At 41.3% G+C, this 16450-nt stretch carries 21 protein-coding genes; 4 read left to right on the top strand and 17 right to left on the bottom strand.

Translation table 11 applies throughout. The annotated features are described in order from the left end of the window. Positions 1 to 257: 257 nt before the first annotated feature. A complete protein-coding gene (locus C1E24_RS00955; RefSeq protein ID WP_138477888.1) occupies positions 258 to 731 on the top strand; it encodes an RNA recognition motif domain-containing protein in 474 nt (157 codons plus the stop codon). Here the strand turns inward: C1E24_RS00955 and murI are convergent. After that, positions 728 to 1498: a glutamate racemase gene (gene murI / locus C1E24_RS00950; protein ID WP_138477886.1), complete on the bottom strand. Its 771-nt coding sequence runs from the start codon at positions 1496 to 1498 to the stop codon at positions 728 to 730. The genes C1E24_RS00955 and murI overlap by 4 nt on opposite strands. Positions 1499 to 1559: 61 nt before the next feature. Next, positions 1560 to 2660 carry a DUF5610 domain-containing protein gene (locus C1E24_RS00945; RefSeq protein WP_138477884.1) on the bottom strand — a complete coding sequence of 367 codons (1101 nt, stop codon included), beginning with the start codon at positions 2658 to 2660 and terminating at the stop codon, positions 1560 to 1562. Positions 2661 to 2837: 177 nt separating this feature from the next. Here C1E24_RS00945 and trmA point away from each other — a divergent pair, with 177 nt between their 5' ends. Then, a complete protein-coding gene (trmA, locus tag C1E24_RS00940) occupies positions 2838 to 3935 on the top strand; it encodes a tRNA (uridine(54)-C5)-methyltransferase TrmA (protein WP_138477882.1) in 1098 nt (365 codons plus the stop codon). A gap of 5 nt (positions 3936 to 3940) precedes the next feature. Here the strand turns inward: trmA and C1E24_RS00935 are convergent, their stop codons facing one another. The 5 genes from C1E24_RS00935 to ccoG form a co-directional block, all read right to left on the bottom strand. Continuing rightward, positions 3941 to 4405 carry a DUF523 domain-containing protein gene (locus tag C1E24_RS00935; protein ID WP_138477880.1) on the bottom strand — a complete coding sequence of 155 codons (465 nt, stop codon included), beginning with the start codon at positions 4403 to 4405 and terminating at the stop codon, positions 3941 to 3943. A gap of 57 nt (positions 4406 to 4462) precedes the next feature. Then, the gene (locus C1E24_RS00930) at positions 4463 to 5092 is read right to left on the bottom strand and encodes a thiol:disulfide interchange protein DsbA/DsbL (protein WP_138477878.1); all 630 of its coding nucleotides are present in this window, start codon (positions 5090 to 5092) and stop codon (positions 4463 to 4465) included. Positions 5093 to 5105: 13 nt separating this feature from the next. Further along, positions 5106 to 5735: a thiol:disulfide interchange protein DsbA/DsbL gene (locus C1E24_RS00925; RefSeq protein ID WP_138477876.1), complete on the bottom strand. Its 630-nt coding sequence runs from the start codon at positions 5733 to 5735 to the stop codon at positions 5106 to 5108. Positions 5736 to 5753: 18 nt separating this feature from the next. Continuing rightward, on the bottom strand, positions 5754 to 6728 hold the full coding sequence (locus tag C1E24_RS00920; RefSeq protein WP_138477874.1) for a serine/threonine protein kinase: 975 nt from the start codon (positions 6726 to 6728) through the stop codon (positions 5754 to 5756). A 68-nt stretch (positions 6729 to 6796) separates the two neighbouring features. Beyond that, the gene (gene ccoG / locus C1E24_RS00915) at positions 6797 to 8221 is read right to left on the bottom strand and encodes a cytochrome c oxidase accessory protein CcoG (RefSeq protein ID WP_138477872.1); all 1425 of its coding nucleotides are present in this window, start codon (positions 8219 to 8221) and stop codon (positions 6797 to 6799) included. A 235-nt stretch (positions 8222 to 8456) separates the two neighbouring features. On the opposite strand from ccoG, the gene C1E24_RS00910 reads away from it, so the two are divergent. Both C1E24_RS00910 and C1E24_RS00905 read left to right on the top strand, forming a co-directional pair. Beyond that, positions 8457 to 8816 carry a hypothetical protein gene (locus tag C1E24_RS00910; protein WP_138477870.1) on the top strand — a complete coding sequence of 120 codons (360 nt, stop codon included), beginning with the start codon at positions 8457 to 8459 and terminating at the stop codon, positions 8814 to 8816. After that, positions 8816 to 9025 carry a hypothetical protein gene (locus tag C1E24_RS00905; RefSeq protein ID WP_138477868.1) on the top strand — a complete coding sequence of 70 codons (210 nt, stop codon included), beginning with the start codon at positions 8816 to 8818 and terminating at the stop codon, positions 9023 to 9025. Before C1E24_RS00910 ends, C1E24_RS00905 begins: the two co-directional genes overlap by 1 nt. A 33-nt stretch (positions 9026 to 9058) precedes the next feature. On the opposite strand, the gene C1E24_RS00900 is transcribed toward C1E24_RS00905, so the two are convergent. The 10 genes from C1E24_RS00900 to gspF are packed head-to-tail and all read right to left on the bottom strand — an operon-like array spanning position 9059 to position 16449. Further along, complete coding sequence (locus C1E24_RS00900; RefSeq protein WP_138477866.1) at positions 9059 to 9637, bottom strand: UPF0149 family protein; 579 nt, start codon at positions 9635 to 9637, stop codon at positions 9059 to 9061. Positions 9638 to 9645: 8 nt separating this feature from the next. Continuing rightward, entirely contained in the window at positions 9646 to 10404 is a 759-nt protein-coding gene (locus C1E24_RS00895) for a type II secretion system protein N (RefSeq protein WP_138477864.1), read from the bottom strand. A 1-nt stretch (position 10405) separates the two neighbouring features. After that, entirely contained in the window at positions 10406 to 10879 is a 474-nt protein-coding gene (gene gspM / locus C1E24_RS00890) for a type II secretion system protein GspM (protein ID WP_138477862.1), read from the bottom strand. Further along, positions 10876 to 12081, bottom strand: a complete 1206-nt coding sequence (gene gspL, locus C1E24_RS00885) for a type II secretion system protein GspL (protein ID WP_138477860.1) — start codon at positions 12079 to 12081, stop codon at positions 10876 to 10878. The genes gspM and gspL overlap by 4 nt, the downstream gene beginning before the upstream one ends. Next, the gene (gspK, locus tag C1E24_RS00880) at positions 12078 to 13079 is read right to left on the bottom strand and encodes a type II secretion system minor pseudopilin GspK (protein WP_138477858.1); all 1002 of its coding nucleotides are present in this window, start codon (positions 13077 to 13079) and stop codon (positions 12078 to 12080) included. The genes gspL and gspK overlap by 4 nt, the downstream gene beginning before the upstream one ends. Then, positions 13076 to 13765 carry a type II secretion system minor pseudopilin GspJ gene (gspJ, locus tag C1E24_RS00875; protein WP_138477856.1) on the bottom strand — a complete coding sequence of 230 codons (690 nt, stop codon included), beginning with the start codon at positions 13763 to 13765 and terminating at the stop codon, positions 13076 to 13078. The genes gspK and gspJ overlap by 4 nt, the downstream gene beginning before the upstream one ends. A gap of 2 nt (positions 13766 to 13767) precedes the next feature. After that, on the bottom strand, positions 13768 to 14142 hold the full coding sequence (gene gspI / locus C1E24_RS00870) for a type II secretion system minor pseudopilin GspI (protein WP_058031235.1): 375 nt from the start codon (positions 14140 to 14142) through the stop codon (positions 13768 to 13770). Further along, positions 14139 to 14735, bottom strand: coding sequence for a prepilin-type N-terminal cleavage/methylation domain-containing protein (locus tag C1E24_RS00865; RefSeq protein ID WP_138477854.1), 597 nt, complete (start codon positions 14733 to 14735; stop codon positions 14139 to 14141). Before C1E24_RS00865 ends, gspI begins: the two co-directional genes overlap by 4 nt. A gap of 5 nt (positions 14736 to 14740) precedes the next feature. Next, positions 14741 to 15169: a type II secretion system major pseudopilin GspG gene (gspG, locus tag C1E24_RS00860; RefSeq protein WP_138477852.1), complete on the bottom strand. Its 429-nt coding sequence runs from the start codon at positions 15167 to 15169 to the stop codon at positions 14741 to 14743. Between the two features lie 53 nt (positions 15170 to 15222). Then, a complete protein-coding gene (gene gspF, locus C1E24_RS00855; protein ID WP_138477851.1) occupies positions 15223 to 16449 on the bottom strand; it encodes a type II secretion system inner membrane protein GspF in 1227 nt (408 codons plus the stop codon). Position 16450 lies beyond the last annotated feature (1 nt).

Below are 16450 nucleotides of genomic sequence, written 5' to 3'. Positions count from 1 at the left end.
GTCTCGCCCCGTGTCAGTGGGTGCGCATTATAGGGAGAAATTAAAAGTGCGCAACCCCTTTTAGCAATTAATTTTAAGAAATGTGTTCAACCGCTCAAAAAGAAAACAAAACCACCATATTAGAGCAAAAAACACGCTAATCCCCTTCTTCAAATAGCTAATTTCTCTTTTTAATTATTGCTTAAACATTTTAAGACGCTAAGATAGCAGCTCGTTTGTTAAATTATTGTATACCCATTGTATATTGGTAGATCCTTATGAACCCAACTCAACAAAAGTCTCTTTTTATTGTTTTAGCAATTGCGATAATCGGCTATTTTGCTGCTAATGCTCTTCTTGCAGACTCTTCTCTTAATCTTGGTGCTACTTTTTCTATTGGCACACTCATCGGTGGTTTCATTGCAACTGTTATCTCGACAAGTAATGCAACCACACAATCTGACAATGCTGAAGTAAAAACAAAAACGCTTTATGTAGGTAACTTACCTTACAAAGCAAATGAAAGTGTCGTTCGAGAGCTTTTCTCTGAACAAGGCCGTGTATTCAACGTTCGTTTATTAAAAGATAAAAATACAGGTAAACGTCGTGGTTTTGGTTTTGTGGAGATGGCGGAAGCTGATGCAGATAAGGCCATTGCAGCATTGAATGAAAAAGAGTTCCAACAACGTACATTGAAGGTTAGAGCTGCAAAACAAAAACCAGAGACATCTGAAGAAGCTGTTGCAAGTTAAAGATGTAAACTTTTCACATCGTATCCTGTATTAACAGGGACCTCATTTAAAGCCGTTGCATAAAACTGTAGCGGCTTTTTTATAACTATTTCACCTATACTGCCAGCCAATAAGTTCTGCACTCTTTTTGCTATTGCAGTTCCGGAGTCGATTAATTCACATTGCGTCTGATAAAACTCTGCTATTTCATACTTCAATATTGGAAAATGTGTGCACCCTAAAATCAGAACATCAGCTTGATTATCGACCTTAATAGCTGATAGCTCCTTATTAACCCCCTCTCGTACATCTTCATTTAACCAGAACTTACGCTCTGCTAGCCTTACCAACTCTGTTGAGTGGTAGAAACTTACTTGGCAATCTTGAGCAAACTCACTCACTAAAGATTGCGTATACTGGTTCTTTGAGGTAGCAGGCGTTGCTAATAAAGCAATATGCCTTTTAGTACTAATTTGTGCAGCAGGCTTTATTGCAGGCACCACGCCAACAATAGGGGTTTGCGTTAACTGGCGAATATGTGACAGCGCGTAAGTTGAAGCTGTATTGCAAGCAATCACTATTAAGTCAACTTCCCCAAAAAAATTTGAAGATATTTTATTAACGAGACTTGCCAGTCTATTTTGAATTGTTTCTTCAGTCTGAAGACCGTAAGGCAGTAAAGCATTATCCATAATGTAGGTATAGTCTGCACCTGGTAGGGTATTTTGGATATGTGCTAGGACACTTGTCCCTCCAATCCCTGAATCAAAAACTAAAATGTGCGGCAAACTATGACTCCTCTATATTGAGGTGCAAGTTTGCCCGAGCTTATAATTCTTGCCAAGTACCTTAAGCTGATTTCTCAGTTTTATCGTCAAGCTGACTGAAGAAGCTTTGTGCATAGTCTAAAAGCTGGGCCATTCTTTCTTGACCACCGTTCATCCACGCCATGATATCTGGTAATTGCTGTTCAGCACCAATAGCTTTACCTTCCGAATGAATGTTCTCTAGTTGTTTGTCGAGAGGTTGGAAAGCTTGTTCTAACTCTTTTATTGGGTTGGCTTGCTGATACTGCGCTATTGCTGCGGTTGTTTTTTTCTGCCGTAAATCCATCGTGAAGTTAGTAATTTGATCACTGTCTATATTTAATGCCGACGCTTTTTCGAACGCATCATCATATTCACCTGAGAAGAACGCATCACTGACATTGCGAATGTCTTTCATCATTTCATTAATGGCTTTTTGCTCTTTTTTATTGAGTTCGCCATTAACACTAATCGAAAAACTGACTTCCTCACTTGATTGCTCTGATACAGCAAGACCATAATTATCACCGTTTTGAGCATAGCTGGCAGCTTGACCTTTTGAGCGAGCATCACTCAATGATATGGTTACTTCGTCGCCTTCTGCTGTTGTGAAACTATACTCAGCTTGATTCGACAAGCTCGCATATTGCGCAGCGCTCACCTGCATAAAGTCAGGTTTTGGATTAAATAGCTCATCCTCAAAGTCATCTAATCCCTTAAAAATCCCTTCTTTAGACTTTTCGATCCCTTCTTCTATGTCTTGATTAAATAATCCCGCAGCTTTCAATTCTGATGTTGCGTCATCTATGCCCATCTGCACACCTTTACGTGTTGCATTTAGCATATCTTGAATCGCTTTGTCATCTCGACCATCAGCTTTCGCTTTACTTATTGACCCCTTTACGAAATCAAGCACATTATTAATAACGGTATCAAAATCAAATAAAGGCGCAGCCTTAGGTTCTGTTTTTTCCATATCCAAGGCTTTTGCTAACTTATCATCAAGCAGCTTTGCTGCAATTTTACCTTTATCTCCGTGAAAACCATCAGTGCTACTTTGGATATTCGGTTTAAAACCCGCTTTACTGTTTGCTTTATTAGCAAAAGAAGGGTTGAGAAGCTGGTTTAATTGTCCGATTTTCATGTTTATCTCCAAAATAATAGCAACCATGCGTACATCTTAATTATTACTTTATATCGGCAGCAGTTATTGACCCTTGAGCGTTCAGTATAAAAAAACAACAAATTTTAGCGAGAAACTGGACAAATCACCTATGCCCCCTACAATACCCGCTCTCGAATTTGTAAGGTCAGTTTAACTATGCCAGTCATCACCATTGATACCGCCACTTATGAACAGCAGCTTGCTGAAAAGCAAACGCGTATTAGTGCTCAATTTGCCCGCTTTAACGCACCAGAGCTTGAAGTCTTTGAATCAGCAAAAACGCAATACCGTCAGCGTGCTGAATTTAGAGTATGGCACGATGGTGACGATCTCTACCACATTATGTTTGATCAAGAGAGCAAGCAAAAAATTCGAGTGGAAACATTTGACCCTGCCGCGCCACTTATTAGTGAAATCATGCAAGTTATGATGGAAAAGTTACGTCATAACGAGATGCTTCGCCGCAAGCTTTTCCAAATCGATTATTTATCGACGCTAAGTGGTGAGATCTTGGTAAGTCTGCTTTATCACAAGCAGCTTGATGATGAATGGTTAGCGGCAATTAATGCATTACGTTCTGAGCTTCAGAAAACCTATAAAATTGACTTTATAGGCCGTGCTCGCAAACAAAAGATTGTGTTAGGCAATGATTTTGTCACAGAGCAGCTGACTGTAAATGGCCAAACGTATCAGTACCAGCAGGTTGAAAATAGCTTTACGCAGCCAAATGCGAAAGTAAACGAGAAAATGCTTGAGTGGGCACAAAACCTTTGTGCGCCACTGGAGAATGATTTACTTGAGCTATATTGCGGTAATGGTAATTTCTCAATTGCTTTAGCTGGTAGCTTTAATAAAGTGCTAGCGACTGAAATCTCTAAATCTTCGGTAAACTCGGCGCAAATTAATATTGCAGCGAATAAGGTTGAGAACTTAGATATTGTTCGCATGTCGAGTGAAGAGTTTACGCAAGCAATGAAAGGGGAACGCCAATTTTCAAGATTAAATGGCATTAACCTTCAAGACTACAACTGCCAAACTATTTTGGTTGACCCACCTCGTGCAGGTATGGATGAACTCACTTGTCGTTTAGTGTCTAATTACGACAACATTATATATATCTCATGTAATCCAGACACATTAGAGCGTGATTTAGAAATGCTATGCGAAACACATTCTGTATCTCGCATTGCGATTTTCGACCAGTTCCCATATACACATCATGTGGAGTCTGGTGTATTTTTACAGCGTAAATAATCCCGCTAATTCTTTTCAGCAATTGCCAGAGCACTGACTAGCTGTGGCAATTGCTCTTCACTAAAGACCTGTATGCCTGCTTTAACAAGCTTTTCAGCAGTTAAACCCATTCCAGCCACTTTAACTCCATTATGCCACCCATCGTAAATAGTATTACGACCACACGAAGGGCTTGATTCTTTTAATAAAGCAAATTTAATTTGCTGCGCTTTACATAATGCGAGTGCTTTTTCAGCACCCAGCTGGAATTCACTGGTGACATCTTCACCTGTTGTCGTGATCACCCTTTCGGCATCGATCTCTGCAGGTGGCCTGGGGGTTGGTAAGCCACCCGCAACTTCAGGGCAAAATGCAACAACTCGCTTTTCTTGCAGCCACCGAGTCAAAGTATCATTTGTTAATCCTTTAGATTGTCCATCATAACGAACGGGTTGTCCGAGTAAGCAACTTGAAACCAATATCTTATGCATGTCTTTCCCAATAAAAAAGCCTCGCAAGTGCGAGGCTCTGTTCTAACTCATCATTAATTATTTAGCAGCTAAATAATTAATTAATGCACTGATCTGCTCTGGAGTCGTCGTTTTTGATTCACGTAAACGCAGTTTATATTTACCATTTACGATAAACGTGGGTACGCCTGTAAGCGCACGCTTTTCAGACCACTTTTGTTGCATACGCGCCATTCTTGAAGTCTTAGTACGTACAGTAAAGCTCTTGTACATTTTATCAAACTTAGTAGCGTCTACGCCTTGTGCAACGAAGATGTCTTTCATATCAGCAAGTTCATTTATCTTATTACGCTTAGCATGAATATGCGTAAAAATTGCAGCAATGATTTTATCTTTTTGAGGAAGCACTTCAGCCAGCGCTAAGCCTTGAGCCATAATCTTTTGTACTTCAGGATCACGAGGACCTGTGAAGTCTACGTGACTCTTTTTAAACTTTACACCTTCATTCAGTTTAGGTTTTACCTGAGCGATTAGTGGTTCAAACGCATTACATGCAGGGCAGAAAAATGAGAAGTACTCTGTTACTTCTGGTTTCTTAGTACCACGCTCGGCAACCACTTCGTAGTGAACCCCCTCTTCAAACTGAGCTGCATTTGCAACTACAGGAAGCATTAGCGCCAGCGCAGCGGCTTTAATTAGCTTTAACATCTTATTCTCCGTATTATTTTGCTAATAAATGTTTAACCAATGCGTTGAATTGCTCTTGGCTTTGTAAACTGTTGGTATTTACTTTGTATTTATCACTCACGATAAATGTAGGAACACCTGATAGTGCGCCCGCTTTTGAAAAGCGGTTTTGATCGTCTTGCATTAGCTTTTCAGCAGCAATCACAGGCATACTTGCTAATGCAGCATCAAACTGCTTTTCGCTAATACCATTAATATCTAGAAGTTTTTTAACATCTTTAATGTCATTTAATGGCGCTTTTTTGACGTGAATGCTATCAAAAATTTTCGCAGCAATTTCTTCACCTTTACCCATTTGCTTTGCAACGATATAGGCATAACTCAAATTACTTTGCACTTGCGCAGGCAAACCACCTAAGAAGTTTACATGACTTTTATCAAAGACAGCACCTTCAGGTAAGCTTTGCTCTAACGCTTTAGCAACAGGTTCAAAACGGAAGCAATGCGGGCAGTAAAAAGAGAAAAACTCAGTCACTTTTGCTTGCTCACTTTTTTGAGTGGTTAAAGTTTGGTAGTGCACACCTTCTTTAAAATCAAATTCTGCAGCCATGGCTAATAACGGCAAACAGAAAAATAGAATGGATAGTTTTAACGCTTTTAACATAGTTATTTCTCAATTTTTTTATGGAAACAGTTGTAATGCAGGTTCTTGTAACGCTGCAAGCTGCTCTTTTAATGCCAAAATCTGCTGCTCCCAGTATTTGTCTGTTGCAAACCAAGAAAAGTTCCGTGTAAATGCTGGATCTTCCCACCTGGCTGCTAACCACCCCATGTAATGCACCATTCGCATCGCACGAAGTGGTTCTATCAGTTGCAGCTCTTTTGCATCAAAAGAGTTAAATTCTTCATACCCCATCAATAGTGTATCGAGCTGAATTAATTGCTCGTTTTTGTCACCATTGAGCATCATCCATAAATCTTGGATTGCTGGGCCTGAGCGACAATCATCTAAATCCACTAAGGTCAGTGAATCGCCTGTGCAGAGAATATTGCCAGCATGTGCATCACCATGCAAACGAATAGGCTTATCGACATGATACATTTGCGCTGTTTGCGAAATAACCTGTTCTAAAATAGTGTAAAACGCGGTTTCTATATGTACTGGTACAAGCTTGCTATTTTCAATAACTTCCTTGGCGTCGAATAGGTAGCTCTGGGTATTAATACTCAGTCTATGCTGGAATGGTTTACTCTTACCAACTAGGTGTAGTCGTCCGATATATCGGCCAAGCATTTCAAGCTGGTCTAAATTGTCAATTTCAAACTGACGCCCACCCACACTAGGAAAGAGCGCAAATTTGTAGCCAGCATGTTCGAATAAGCTTTCGCCAGCTATTTCGACTGGCGCGACAATAGGCACTTCTTCATTAGCAAGTTCAAGCGCAAAAGCATGCTCTTCTTTTATTTGCGCCTCACTCCAGCGCTCGGGGCGATAAAACTTAGTGACATAACGCTTACCGTCTTCGGCTTTAAACTGATAAACGCGATTTTCATAACTGTTCAAAGGTAGCAAGCCTGTTTCAGGGTAAACCCCGATGCTTTCTATGGCATCCAAGATACGATCTGGATTTAAATTCGCAAAACTAAACTCGCTCATGTATTCCTCATTTGGCATAAAAAAAGCGGGGAATACCCGCTTTTGCTTGGTTTAATTAGTGTATCTAATTATTTGCCTTTAAAGAAGTTGGTAGGCTGTGATAATGATACTGTCGGGTCGCCTTTCACTTGAACTCTAAAGTGGAATTCAGTCACTGGCTTTTTAAGGTCATAAGGGTCAATGATCAATGAAAGTGGCACATTCATGGACTCACCCGCTTGAACTTCAATCGCCAGTTTGCCCAGCACATTAAAGTTATTTAGCCCCTCAACCGCAATGTCGTATTGTTGTGTTTGCTGGGTTTTATTGATGACTTTCAGGGTGTAAGTGTTTTCAACTAAACCCTCGAAATTAACCCGGTAAAGCTGATTTCTATCACGAATAATATCGAGCTCCATTGGCTTACGCATGGCAACATTAACGACTAGGGCAGCAATTAACACTGTCATGATTAATAAGTAACCTACCAGCTTGCCACGGAATGCTTTGGTTTTATTATCTGGTGTTTCAAGGTTGCGCTCTGTGGTGTAAGAAATTAAACCTCGAGGATAATTCATTTTATCCATCACCCCATCACACGCATCTATACATGCACCACAGTTGATACACTCATATTGCAAGCCATTGCGAATATCGATGCCTGTAGGACATACCTGAACACACAGGTTACAGTCGATACAGTCACCCAACCCCATTTCTTTGGGATCTTGTTTACGAGAGCGAGGACCACGTGACTCACCGCGTTTCGCGTCATAGCTAACTGTAAAGGTGTCTTTATCGAACATTGCAGATTGAAAACGTGAATAAGGACACATATGTAAGCACATAATCTCCCTCATCCAGCCTGCATTACCGTATGTACATGCCGTAAACACTAAGATGCTGATAACTGCATAACTTCCTGCGCTCCAGGTCAGTAAATCTGGCACTAGTTCACGTATTGGAGTGAAAAAACCAACAAAGCTAATGGCGGTCCACAAAGAGAATAAAATCCAGCTACTGTGCTTTGCTGTTTTTCGCCAGAATTTATCAAAATCCATTTTACGGCTATCAAGCTTTTTACGCTGATTGGCACTGCCTTCAAATTTCTCTTCAAACCACAAAAAGATAAAAGTCCAAACAGTTTGCGGGCAGGTATAACCGCACCACACACGGCCATAAAACGTGGTTACCACAAACAATGCAAATGCAGCAATCATGAGGAAAAACGCCAGCACCGTTAAATCTTGTGGCATCAGCGTTAATCCAAAAATATTAAACTTTTGCTCGAAGAGATCAAAATAAACGGCTTGGTGACCCTCAAAATTTATCCAGGGCATAAGCATGAACGCAAGCATGCCTATAAAACCTAAGCGCTTGCGAAGTTGCTGGTGTAGTCCTTTAACTGCTCGCACATAAATTCGACTGCGAGGATTAAACCTATCAGGTTGGAGTTCCGGCTTCTGTATTTTTACATCGCTCGGAATATTTTTTACTTTTATCTGTTTGTCCATCTCGGCTCCTCATGGCTGTGATCGACAGGTACTTGCTACAGTGACCTTTTTATCTATAAGGATATTATATGCAAGCAAATTCAAGCTGGGTACAATTGGTTCAGAAATTATTGAATTTTCCTTAACCGGGGACGCGCTTATGTAGTGTTTATAACTTAATCACTTGCTTTTGAAAGCCCCATTTTATTACACTCTGAATTGTTTCCTCCTGTTTAGATCAATATTACGGTATCCAATGAAAAAGTTTTTGTTGCTTGTTGTTGTCATTCTGGCACTTTTTACTATCGAACATCCGGCTATTAAAGAGCCAAGAGAAGCACTATTAGGCGAAGGTGTGAGCTTACTGAGTGAACAAAGTAAAGTAGCGAGAAGCACTTCAGCTAAAATCGCCAGAACACAAATTTCGCAAAAACTAGAGTTAGATGAAACCGAATTAGAATATTTAAATGATGCGTTAGGTACTGATGATAAATTAAAGGCCTTCCACCTTCGTTACTGCAAAGAAAACGATCTTAATCTCTATTTTTACGGTAATAAGCTAAATGAGATCTGTAGAATTGCTGGCGAATCTATTTTTGAAGGGAAGTCGTTGTAATGAAAATCGATATTGACGCTTTTAATAAAAAGCGTGCCGCAGCATTTAACCAGCACAAAAATATACTTAAAAAACTGAGCAAAGGGCAAACCTTGTTATGCGAGCAATGCAACAAGCCTCTGCAATTAGACCTAAATGGACAAGATAAAAATAAAGGTTTGGTAAGTTGTACGAAAGGCTGCACGAGTATTGAATTAGAGCTTGGGTAAGCGCTCGCTTACGCAACAATATACCCTCAGGTTTTAACCCTCTTCATCATACAAGCCACTCTCAACAGCGGCGTTTTCTACTAATTGCACATAAGCCAATGCAAACTCGTTCGCAATTGCATGTTGCTGCTGACAAAAGCTATTTAGCTCAACATTGTTGGCATCACAGTAAGCGGCAATTTGTGACTGTTCTAGAGAGAAAAATCCTAGTTGCTCTGTGCTACTGATCAATGCTTGCTTAAGCTCATCATTTAATACTTCGCTATTCACAAGGTCTGCATAAAAATGTTCGATACCCGCCAAGAAACCTTGGCTCCACTGCTGCAGCTCAGCAGCAGCCATTGACGTATAAGGCAACTGGAACTGGCCCGAAAAGACACGCTCGCTTATATCGTGATGAAGTGCCATTAAAGCAAAAACATGTTCTTCTGCAATTTGCTCATCACCGCCACTGGCGATTGTTAGCCACTGCTCCATTTCAATACCTGCTGGACTGCAAATGATTGCAAAAAGGTAGCCTTCACAAACAGCATAAGGCAGAGCCTGCTCTGTGCTAGATAAATAATCAGTGAGCAACGTCTTGTGTTGCTCTGTAAACGAAAACTCTAACATAACAAGCCTTACAAATTCACCGGATAACGGCCCTGCGCATCAGGACGACCTAAGAATTTAACCGCATCATGCACTTCTTTCGGTAATGAGGCATCTGGTTTTACGTTACCAGCAACTTTAAATTGAAAGTTGTTTCCTAAATGAACATCCGCTTGCAAACCCAATAGATTATCAGGCTGAACCACCGCAGCTAGGTCACCCGATTTACAGTTTAAATCGGCGCCCAACTCACCAATTGAGAACCAACCAGTTAACCCTTCAACACGAATATTTGGACTAAATACATCGCCTTTAATTTGCTGACAGTAAGGTTTGCCACTTTCAAACTCATCAATGTTAAAAATGACGCGACCCGTTGCTTTGACAGGTAACGGAAGGTTTAACTGTCCCATTAGCTGCTCAACTTCAAAACGCAGTACAGCATCTTTCAAGCTCGCTTGTTGGTCTAACAGGGAAAGACTGAAATTGCTTTTTCCTGACATTTCTTCGCTCGCTCTCGGGTTACCCCAAGTTAAATCACCAGCAAGGTTACCAGTTAGTAAAGCCATAGGCTCTAACTGCCAACGAACATTGAAAACCTGAACCTTATTGACGCGAACTTCACTGACTTGCCCCTGCCAAATTGAGCCGCTCAAATTGCCAAAAGCCACATTTTTAGGCAAGTAACCCTGTGCGACTTGAACCGCAACTGATGCGGGCAGCTGAGATAAAGCAAAAGCCAAAAAAGAGAAAATAAATAACAGAACTAAATAAATTTTTTGCTTCATACTACTTCTCTAACACCAATCGACTTACACGCACAAAGCCTGTGTCTTCACCTTGTGAAATATCTAGGTTTGCGACAGTGACACCATGTTGATGTACAAGTTCGTCGAGCCAACCAACTAATTTATTAAATTCAACGTTTTCAATATTCACACGAAGACTGTCGTTATTTGGCTGCATCTGACTGATAACGATGCCGTAGCGGCCTCGACTGCGATTCACGAGTTGCGACAAATTGCCTGAAGAAGTACGGGCTGAGTTACCCGCCGCTTTCAACTTGCCAATGCTTTGTTCAACAAACACTTGAAAGTTTTGCTCACGCTTTAGTTTTTGCTCAGCTTCAGCAACCGCTTTATTGAGTGGCTTTAATATTCCCATCACTAAAACGAAAACAATAAAAACAACTCCCGCGATGATAAGTAAACGTTGTTCTTGCTCTTTTAGCGAGCCCCAGTAGTTGATTGCTTGTTGTTTCATACATCACCTCGCAATCTAATTTCACCAATCACAGCATCACCATCGTTATTTAATGAACCCTGCTGCACTGTTAAACCTTTTTGCTCAAGAATCGTTTTAACTTGACCAAACACTTGGAAGTCTTTGGCTTTTACACGAATACGCAATTCATTACGTTTATGGTCATAGCGTAAAGTCTCAGGCTGGAAATCTTTGACTTGGCTATAAACTGACACAAACTTGTCAGCTAAATCTAAGAAGCCACCTTGTTTGGTCGCCGAAATGGCTTTTAACTCACCTTCAATTTGACGTCTAAGTAGCGCTTCTCGTATTCGCTTATTTGGAAATGCTTGTTGATAAGTTGCAATCGCTTCAGCTCTCACCTTCTCGGCCTGATCTTTCAATTGTACAACTTGAATGCCTTGAACAACCACAAAGCCAAACAAAGCCACTGATGCTGCAATTAAGCCTGACTGCCAATCTTTCCACCATTGTGGCGTACTTTTCTTTGCGGCAAAGATGCCTTGGCGTAAATTGAATGCTGTGCTAGTTAAATTATTAGCCAATAATGCAAGCGGCAGTTCATACTCAGCCTCTTTTGCCACCTTAGGCGCCACCTCTGGCAAGGCATCAGCAGGACTGTAATGAGAAATTTTTTCGACCGCTAGCGCATGCAAGTAATCAGCCCCCCAGCTTGGCTCAATCACACATGCATGCCACTGCCCTAAGCGACATAGCCATTGACCATCAAGCTCCACAACAGCGAGTTCATTTTCTGCCTGCTCAGGCAGTAACAGTGCATCTGGCAGAACTTGCTTCGCGAAAATCTGATACTCATCTAAAGCTGCAAATAACTCAGCAAGTAAAACTCGATCACACAATGCTATATTAATGGTCGGTTTATCATCTTTAACGCCCGGCTCACCTATTGCGATGAATACATCATCAACATCACAAGCCAGTTGCTCTTCCAACATAAATGGCAGTGCTTGTTCTAGTTTTCTATTCCACTTTGTTGGTAGTTCAATGGTTTTTAACTGCACCATGGATGCAGAAAGCAATACGCTAGTTTCTCTACCTTGCGCTTTCTCTGTTAACTCAGCCAAATCTGATAGTTGTTTGAACTCACCACTGGCAATAATTTGCTGGTCGGTTGAATAGACCAACCAATGGATAGCCTGTTTGGCGGATTGATCAATACGGATCAATAATTTTTCTGTCACTGTACGCCTCCAAATTTTCGCGCCAGTATGCTCGCTTGACCTTCTTTTATTTGAATAATTGAGGTCATTGTGAAAAGCCGTTCATCGAACATGGCTTTTGCGCGCAACTTGAAATAGTCACTATTTACGGTAAATAGATCGGTTACTTGCTTGATATTCTGAGCCCCTTGAGCGGTGGCTTCAGAAAGAAAATCTTCCACTTTGTCATATCCCTGCTCTGGACGTGCAGAGATGATACTTTGTGCATCTGATTCACTTAATCCATCGATTAGTGCACTCAGTAATAATGCTTGTTCTGGCAAAATGGTATTTACGTTAATTTTTAATTCTTCACTGCCAGGGATAACACATACATAAGGGAGCAACTTTTCCATGACTAATGGATTAAAACCTCTGATCACACGTAATTCAGACACTGACGCAAATGCGTTATTTGCAGTTAGATAAGGTGTACGCAACGACATATATTCATCTTCTTCTGCACCCGAACGAAACGTGATGCTATCGGCGTCAAGCCAATCATATACACTGTCAGCCAAGGTTTCTTCACTCTCATCTGAAGGTAAATCTTCTATGTTCTTCAACAGCTCTAAAAAGGCTTTATGCGCTGGATTCGTATCATTAATACTGGCATTTTGTGCTTTTGGTGCGCGCAGCGCGTTTAAGTTTAAACACGCTTGAAGATCGGTCACTTGCCCACTCAAAGTACCATGTTCTACTGGGAATGGGGTTTCTTCTAACGCCCATGGCTGGCCTAAATGCACTTTATCAGGGTCTTTCTTCTTACTTTCAATCAGAACTTTTTTCACTAATTCTTCAGCGCCATAGCTATACCATTTTGCTTGCTGATGAGTTTGAATATTTTGAGCTCGCTGTACCTGAATCATTAAATTCGTCGCCATTTCAGCGGCAATTACAGCTGCTAAGGCAACAATAAATAAAACAATGATCAGTGCAGCGCCTTGTTGCTGGCCATACTTATAGGTTAACTGGTTCATGGGCCTGTTCTCCCACTACCAGTGTTATTGCCGTTATTTGTGTTTGATGTGCTACTAGCCACCTTGCCATCACCTGGTGTGAGGAAAAAACGCGTAATAGGCTCCATTTCTTGCATCTTAATGGTCACAGAAACCGCTAAGGGCAGCGCTTTCTTTTCCCAATTTTCTTGCCATTTTTGTTTGTCGTCTAAGAATTCAAACTTTAAGTCTTCAATATTCTCTAATACGACTTGGCTGCGGGGCTCGGTACCATCGAGTTGATCTACGTAAATGCGATAAAGGCGCTCTAATTTATCATCAACCACACGATAACCGACAGCTTGCAACTCGGAGCGAGGCAATAGACTAATTGGATTTGTCCAACCATCGCGTACAAAGGCGATGCCATCATACTGACTCTCAAGATTGTAACGACCATGAAGAATATAACTCGGTGTAAAGTCGCCCGCCTCGTTACGTGTTTCCCGCTTGGTCATTTGGTTAAAATCTTGGTCCATCAAGCGAAAAGTCGTATTGAGCGCGTCTAATTCAGCAATCACTTCTTCAGAGCCTTGTTTCGCCTGAATCGTTGAATTTAATATTTGGTGTGTCGCCAACACCACAAAGCCGAGAATACCCAAGGCAATCATCACCTCAAGTAAGGTGAAACCATGCTGACGGCTTTTTGAAAGGCAAGTAAATCGCATCGTTACTTGCCCTTTAAAATGAATGTGCTTAAGTCATACAAAGAATTTTTATATTCAGCATCGCTGAATACTTCAACTTGCACTTTGACAAAACTTGGGTCATTGGTTTTAGTGACTTTCTCTTGCCAGTACCACGTCATACCAGCTAATTCTTCTTCACCTTTATTGTTATTCTTACCATTCCACTTATCACCCTGCGCGCGGATCATCACCAAACGATTCTCTGCCACCCAAGATGCATAAGTTTGTTCTTCTAGTGAGGCGATATGGGAGACGTGTTCACCAGTAACCTGCATGGCAGCAATACCGGCCATAGCACAAATCCCCAAAGCCACCATCACTTCTAACAGAGTAAAGCCAGCTGATTGCTTTTTCATACTTCAGGCTCCACTCGTAAATTAACAGGGGCGATAAACTCACCTTCGATAAAATAACGCGCTTGTTCTGCATTTCGGTCTGATAACTCGACACTAAACTGAAACGCGCTCACTTCGCCCGAAGATAAGATTAATACTTGCGGCACTTTGAGCTTTTTTAGCTCGAGCAAGCTTTCATCATCACCGGTGCCCATTAATTCACGCCAGTTGGCTTGCTCTAACAAATTGTCTTGCGACCAAGATAAATCTTCAATATTCAGATTAACTTTGTATTCTTTACCGAAGGTAATAGGTTCATATAATTCTTCAGCATCAAATGCCGACCACTTTTCACCATCAAAAACTAAAAATTCTAAGACATTTTTATCAAGGTGAAAGCCAAGCTCAATTTGGTTTAATACAGCAAACTCAGAGGCAAGATTTATTACTCTATATACTCTGAGCGCTTGTTTTTCTAACTCTTCGGCTTCGGCATCATCAAAGGTGTAACTCACCATCTTTACTGACATGGCAATAATCACAAGTACGACAAGGACTTCAAGTAAACTGAAGCCCTTTGCCTTATTGATATTTTGTCCTAAGCCTAAACGCATACGTATTAACGCGCTTCGTCTTCGTCAGTCCAGTTGCCGATATCGTCGTCAGTACCCACTTCGCCGTCAGGACCCATTGAGAAGATATCGATTTTACCCATCTCACCTGGGCTCACTAGCTGATATGGATTGCCCCATGGATCTTCAGGTAATTTAGAAATAAAGCCACCTTCAGGGAAACGACGTGGTACAGGGTCTATTGTCGTCTTAGTTACAAGTGCCTCTAAGCCCTGCTCTGTCGTTGGGTACTTCTTATTCTTCAGCTTGTACATATTCATCGCATCTTCAAGCTGTTGAATATCTAAACCCGCTTTATCTAAAGCTGCCTCTTCTTGCTGACCCATAATGTTTGGTGCAACGATTGATAAGATCATACCGATGATAACTAGTACCACCATTACTTCTAGTAGGGAGAAACCTGATTGCTTTTTCACAATGAATACCTCATTAGCTGCTAATAGCTGTTATTTTTAAACTCTTTATTTGACTATAAGCCGATGGCTTTGTTCATTTCCATAATTGGTTGCAAAATTGCCATAACAATAAACAACACAATAATGGCCATGGTTGCGATCATTGCCGGCTCTAATAGCTTTAATGATACGCTGACCATAGTTTCAAATTCTCTATCTTGGTTGTTAGCTGCTCGCTCCAACATTTGCTCTAGTTCACCCGATTTTTCACCACTGGCGATCATGTGCAACATCATAGGTGGGAATAATTTGGTTTGCTGGAGAGACGCTCTTAAGCTAGCACCTTCACTGACTCGTACGGCTGCTTCAGATACCGCTGATTTAATCTTCTCGTTTTCAAGTACCTGACCTGAAATCTTCATCCCTTCTAATAAAGGCACGGCACTCGAAGACAAAATACTGAGGGTACGCGCAAAACGTGCCGTATTGATACTACGGCTAATTTTGCCTAAACCTGGTAGACGTAATAATTGCGTGTCATACCAAAAACGGATTTTGGGTTTCAGTAGCGCCTGTTTGATACCGATTGTTATGGCCACAATACCGATAAAACTTGGCATCCAATAGGCTTGTACAAAGTTACTTGCAGCCATTACCCATTCAGTGGTCCAAGGTAGTGCTTGCTTCGACTTCTCAAAGGTTTTCAAAATTTCTGGTACCACAGTACCAAGTAAGACCGCCACAATACCAATAGCAAAAACCACGAGGATACTTGGATACACCATAGCCTGGGTGATTTGGCTACGCATATGTTGGCGTTGCTCTGTGTAATCAGCCAGACGATTAAGTACTTCATCTAAATGGCCTGACTTTTCACCTGCTGCCACCATGGCACGATATAGGTTATCAAACACATGAGGAAACTCTGACATGCCATCAGCCAATGTGTAACCCTCTACAACTTTAGAGCGCACCGACATCAGCATGCGCTTTAGTCGAGGTTTCTCACACTGCTCTGCCACTGCCATCACAGCCGCTTCGACTGGCAGTGATGACTGGATAAGCGTTGCTAACTGACGGGTGATTAAAGCGATATCAGAGACTGAGGGCTTATAACCCGTGAACAGCTTAAACCCACCACCTGATTGCTGCTTTTCTTTTTCAGCAGCCGGCGCAACTTCTAAAGGCATCATGCCTTTTTCTCGAAGTTGTTGGCGGATCTGTTTCGCGGTATCGCCTTCTAAGATACCTTTCTTTTCTTTGCCCTTACCATCGAGCGCTCGATACTCAAACGCTGCCATG

This window comes from Pseudoalteromonas phenolica (assembly GCF_005876835.1).
GTDB classification, from domain to species: Bacteria; Pseudomonadota; Gammaproteobacteria; order Enterobacterales; family Alteromonadaceae; genus Pseudoalteromonas; species Pseudoalteromonas phenolica_B.
This window is presented reverse-complemented; position numbering and strand designations above follow the sequence as displayed.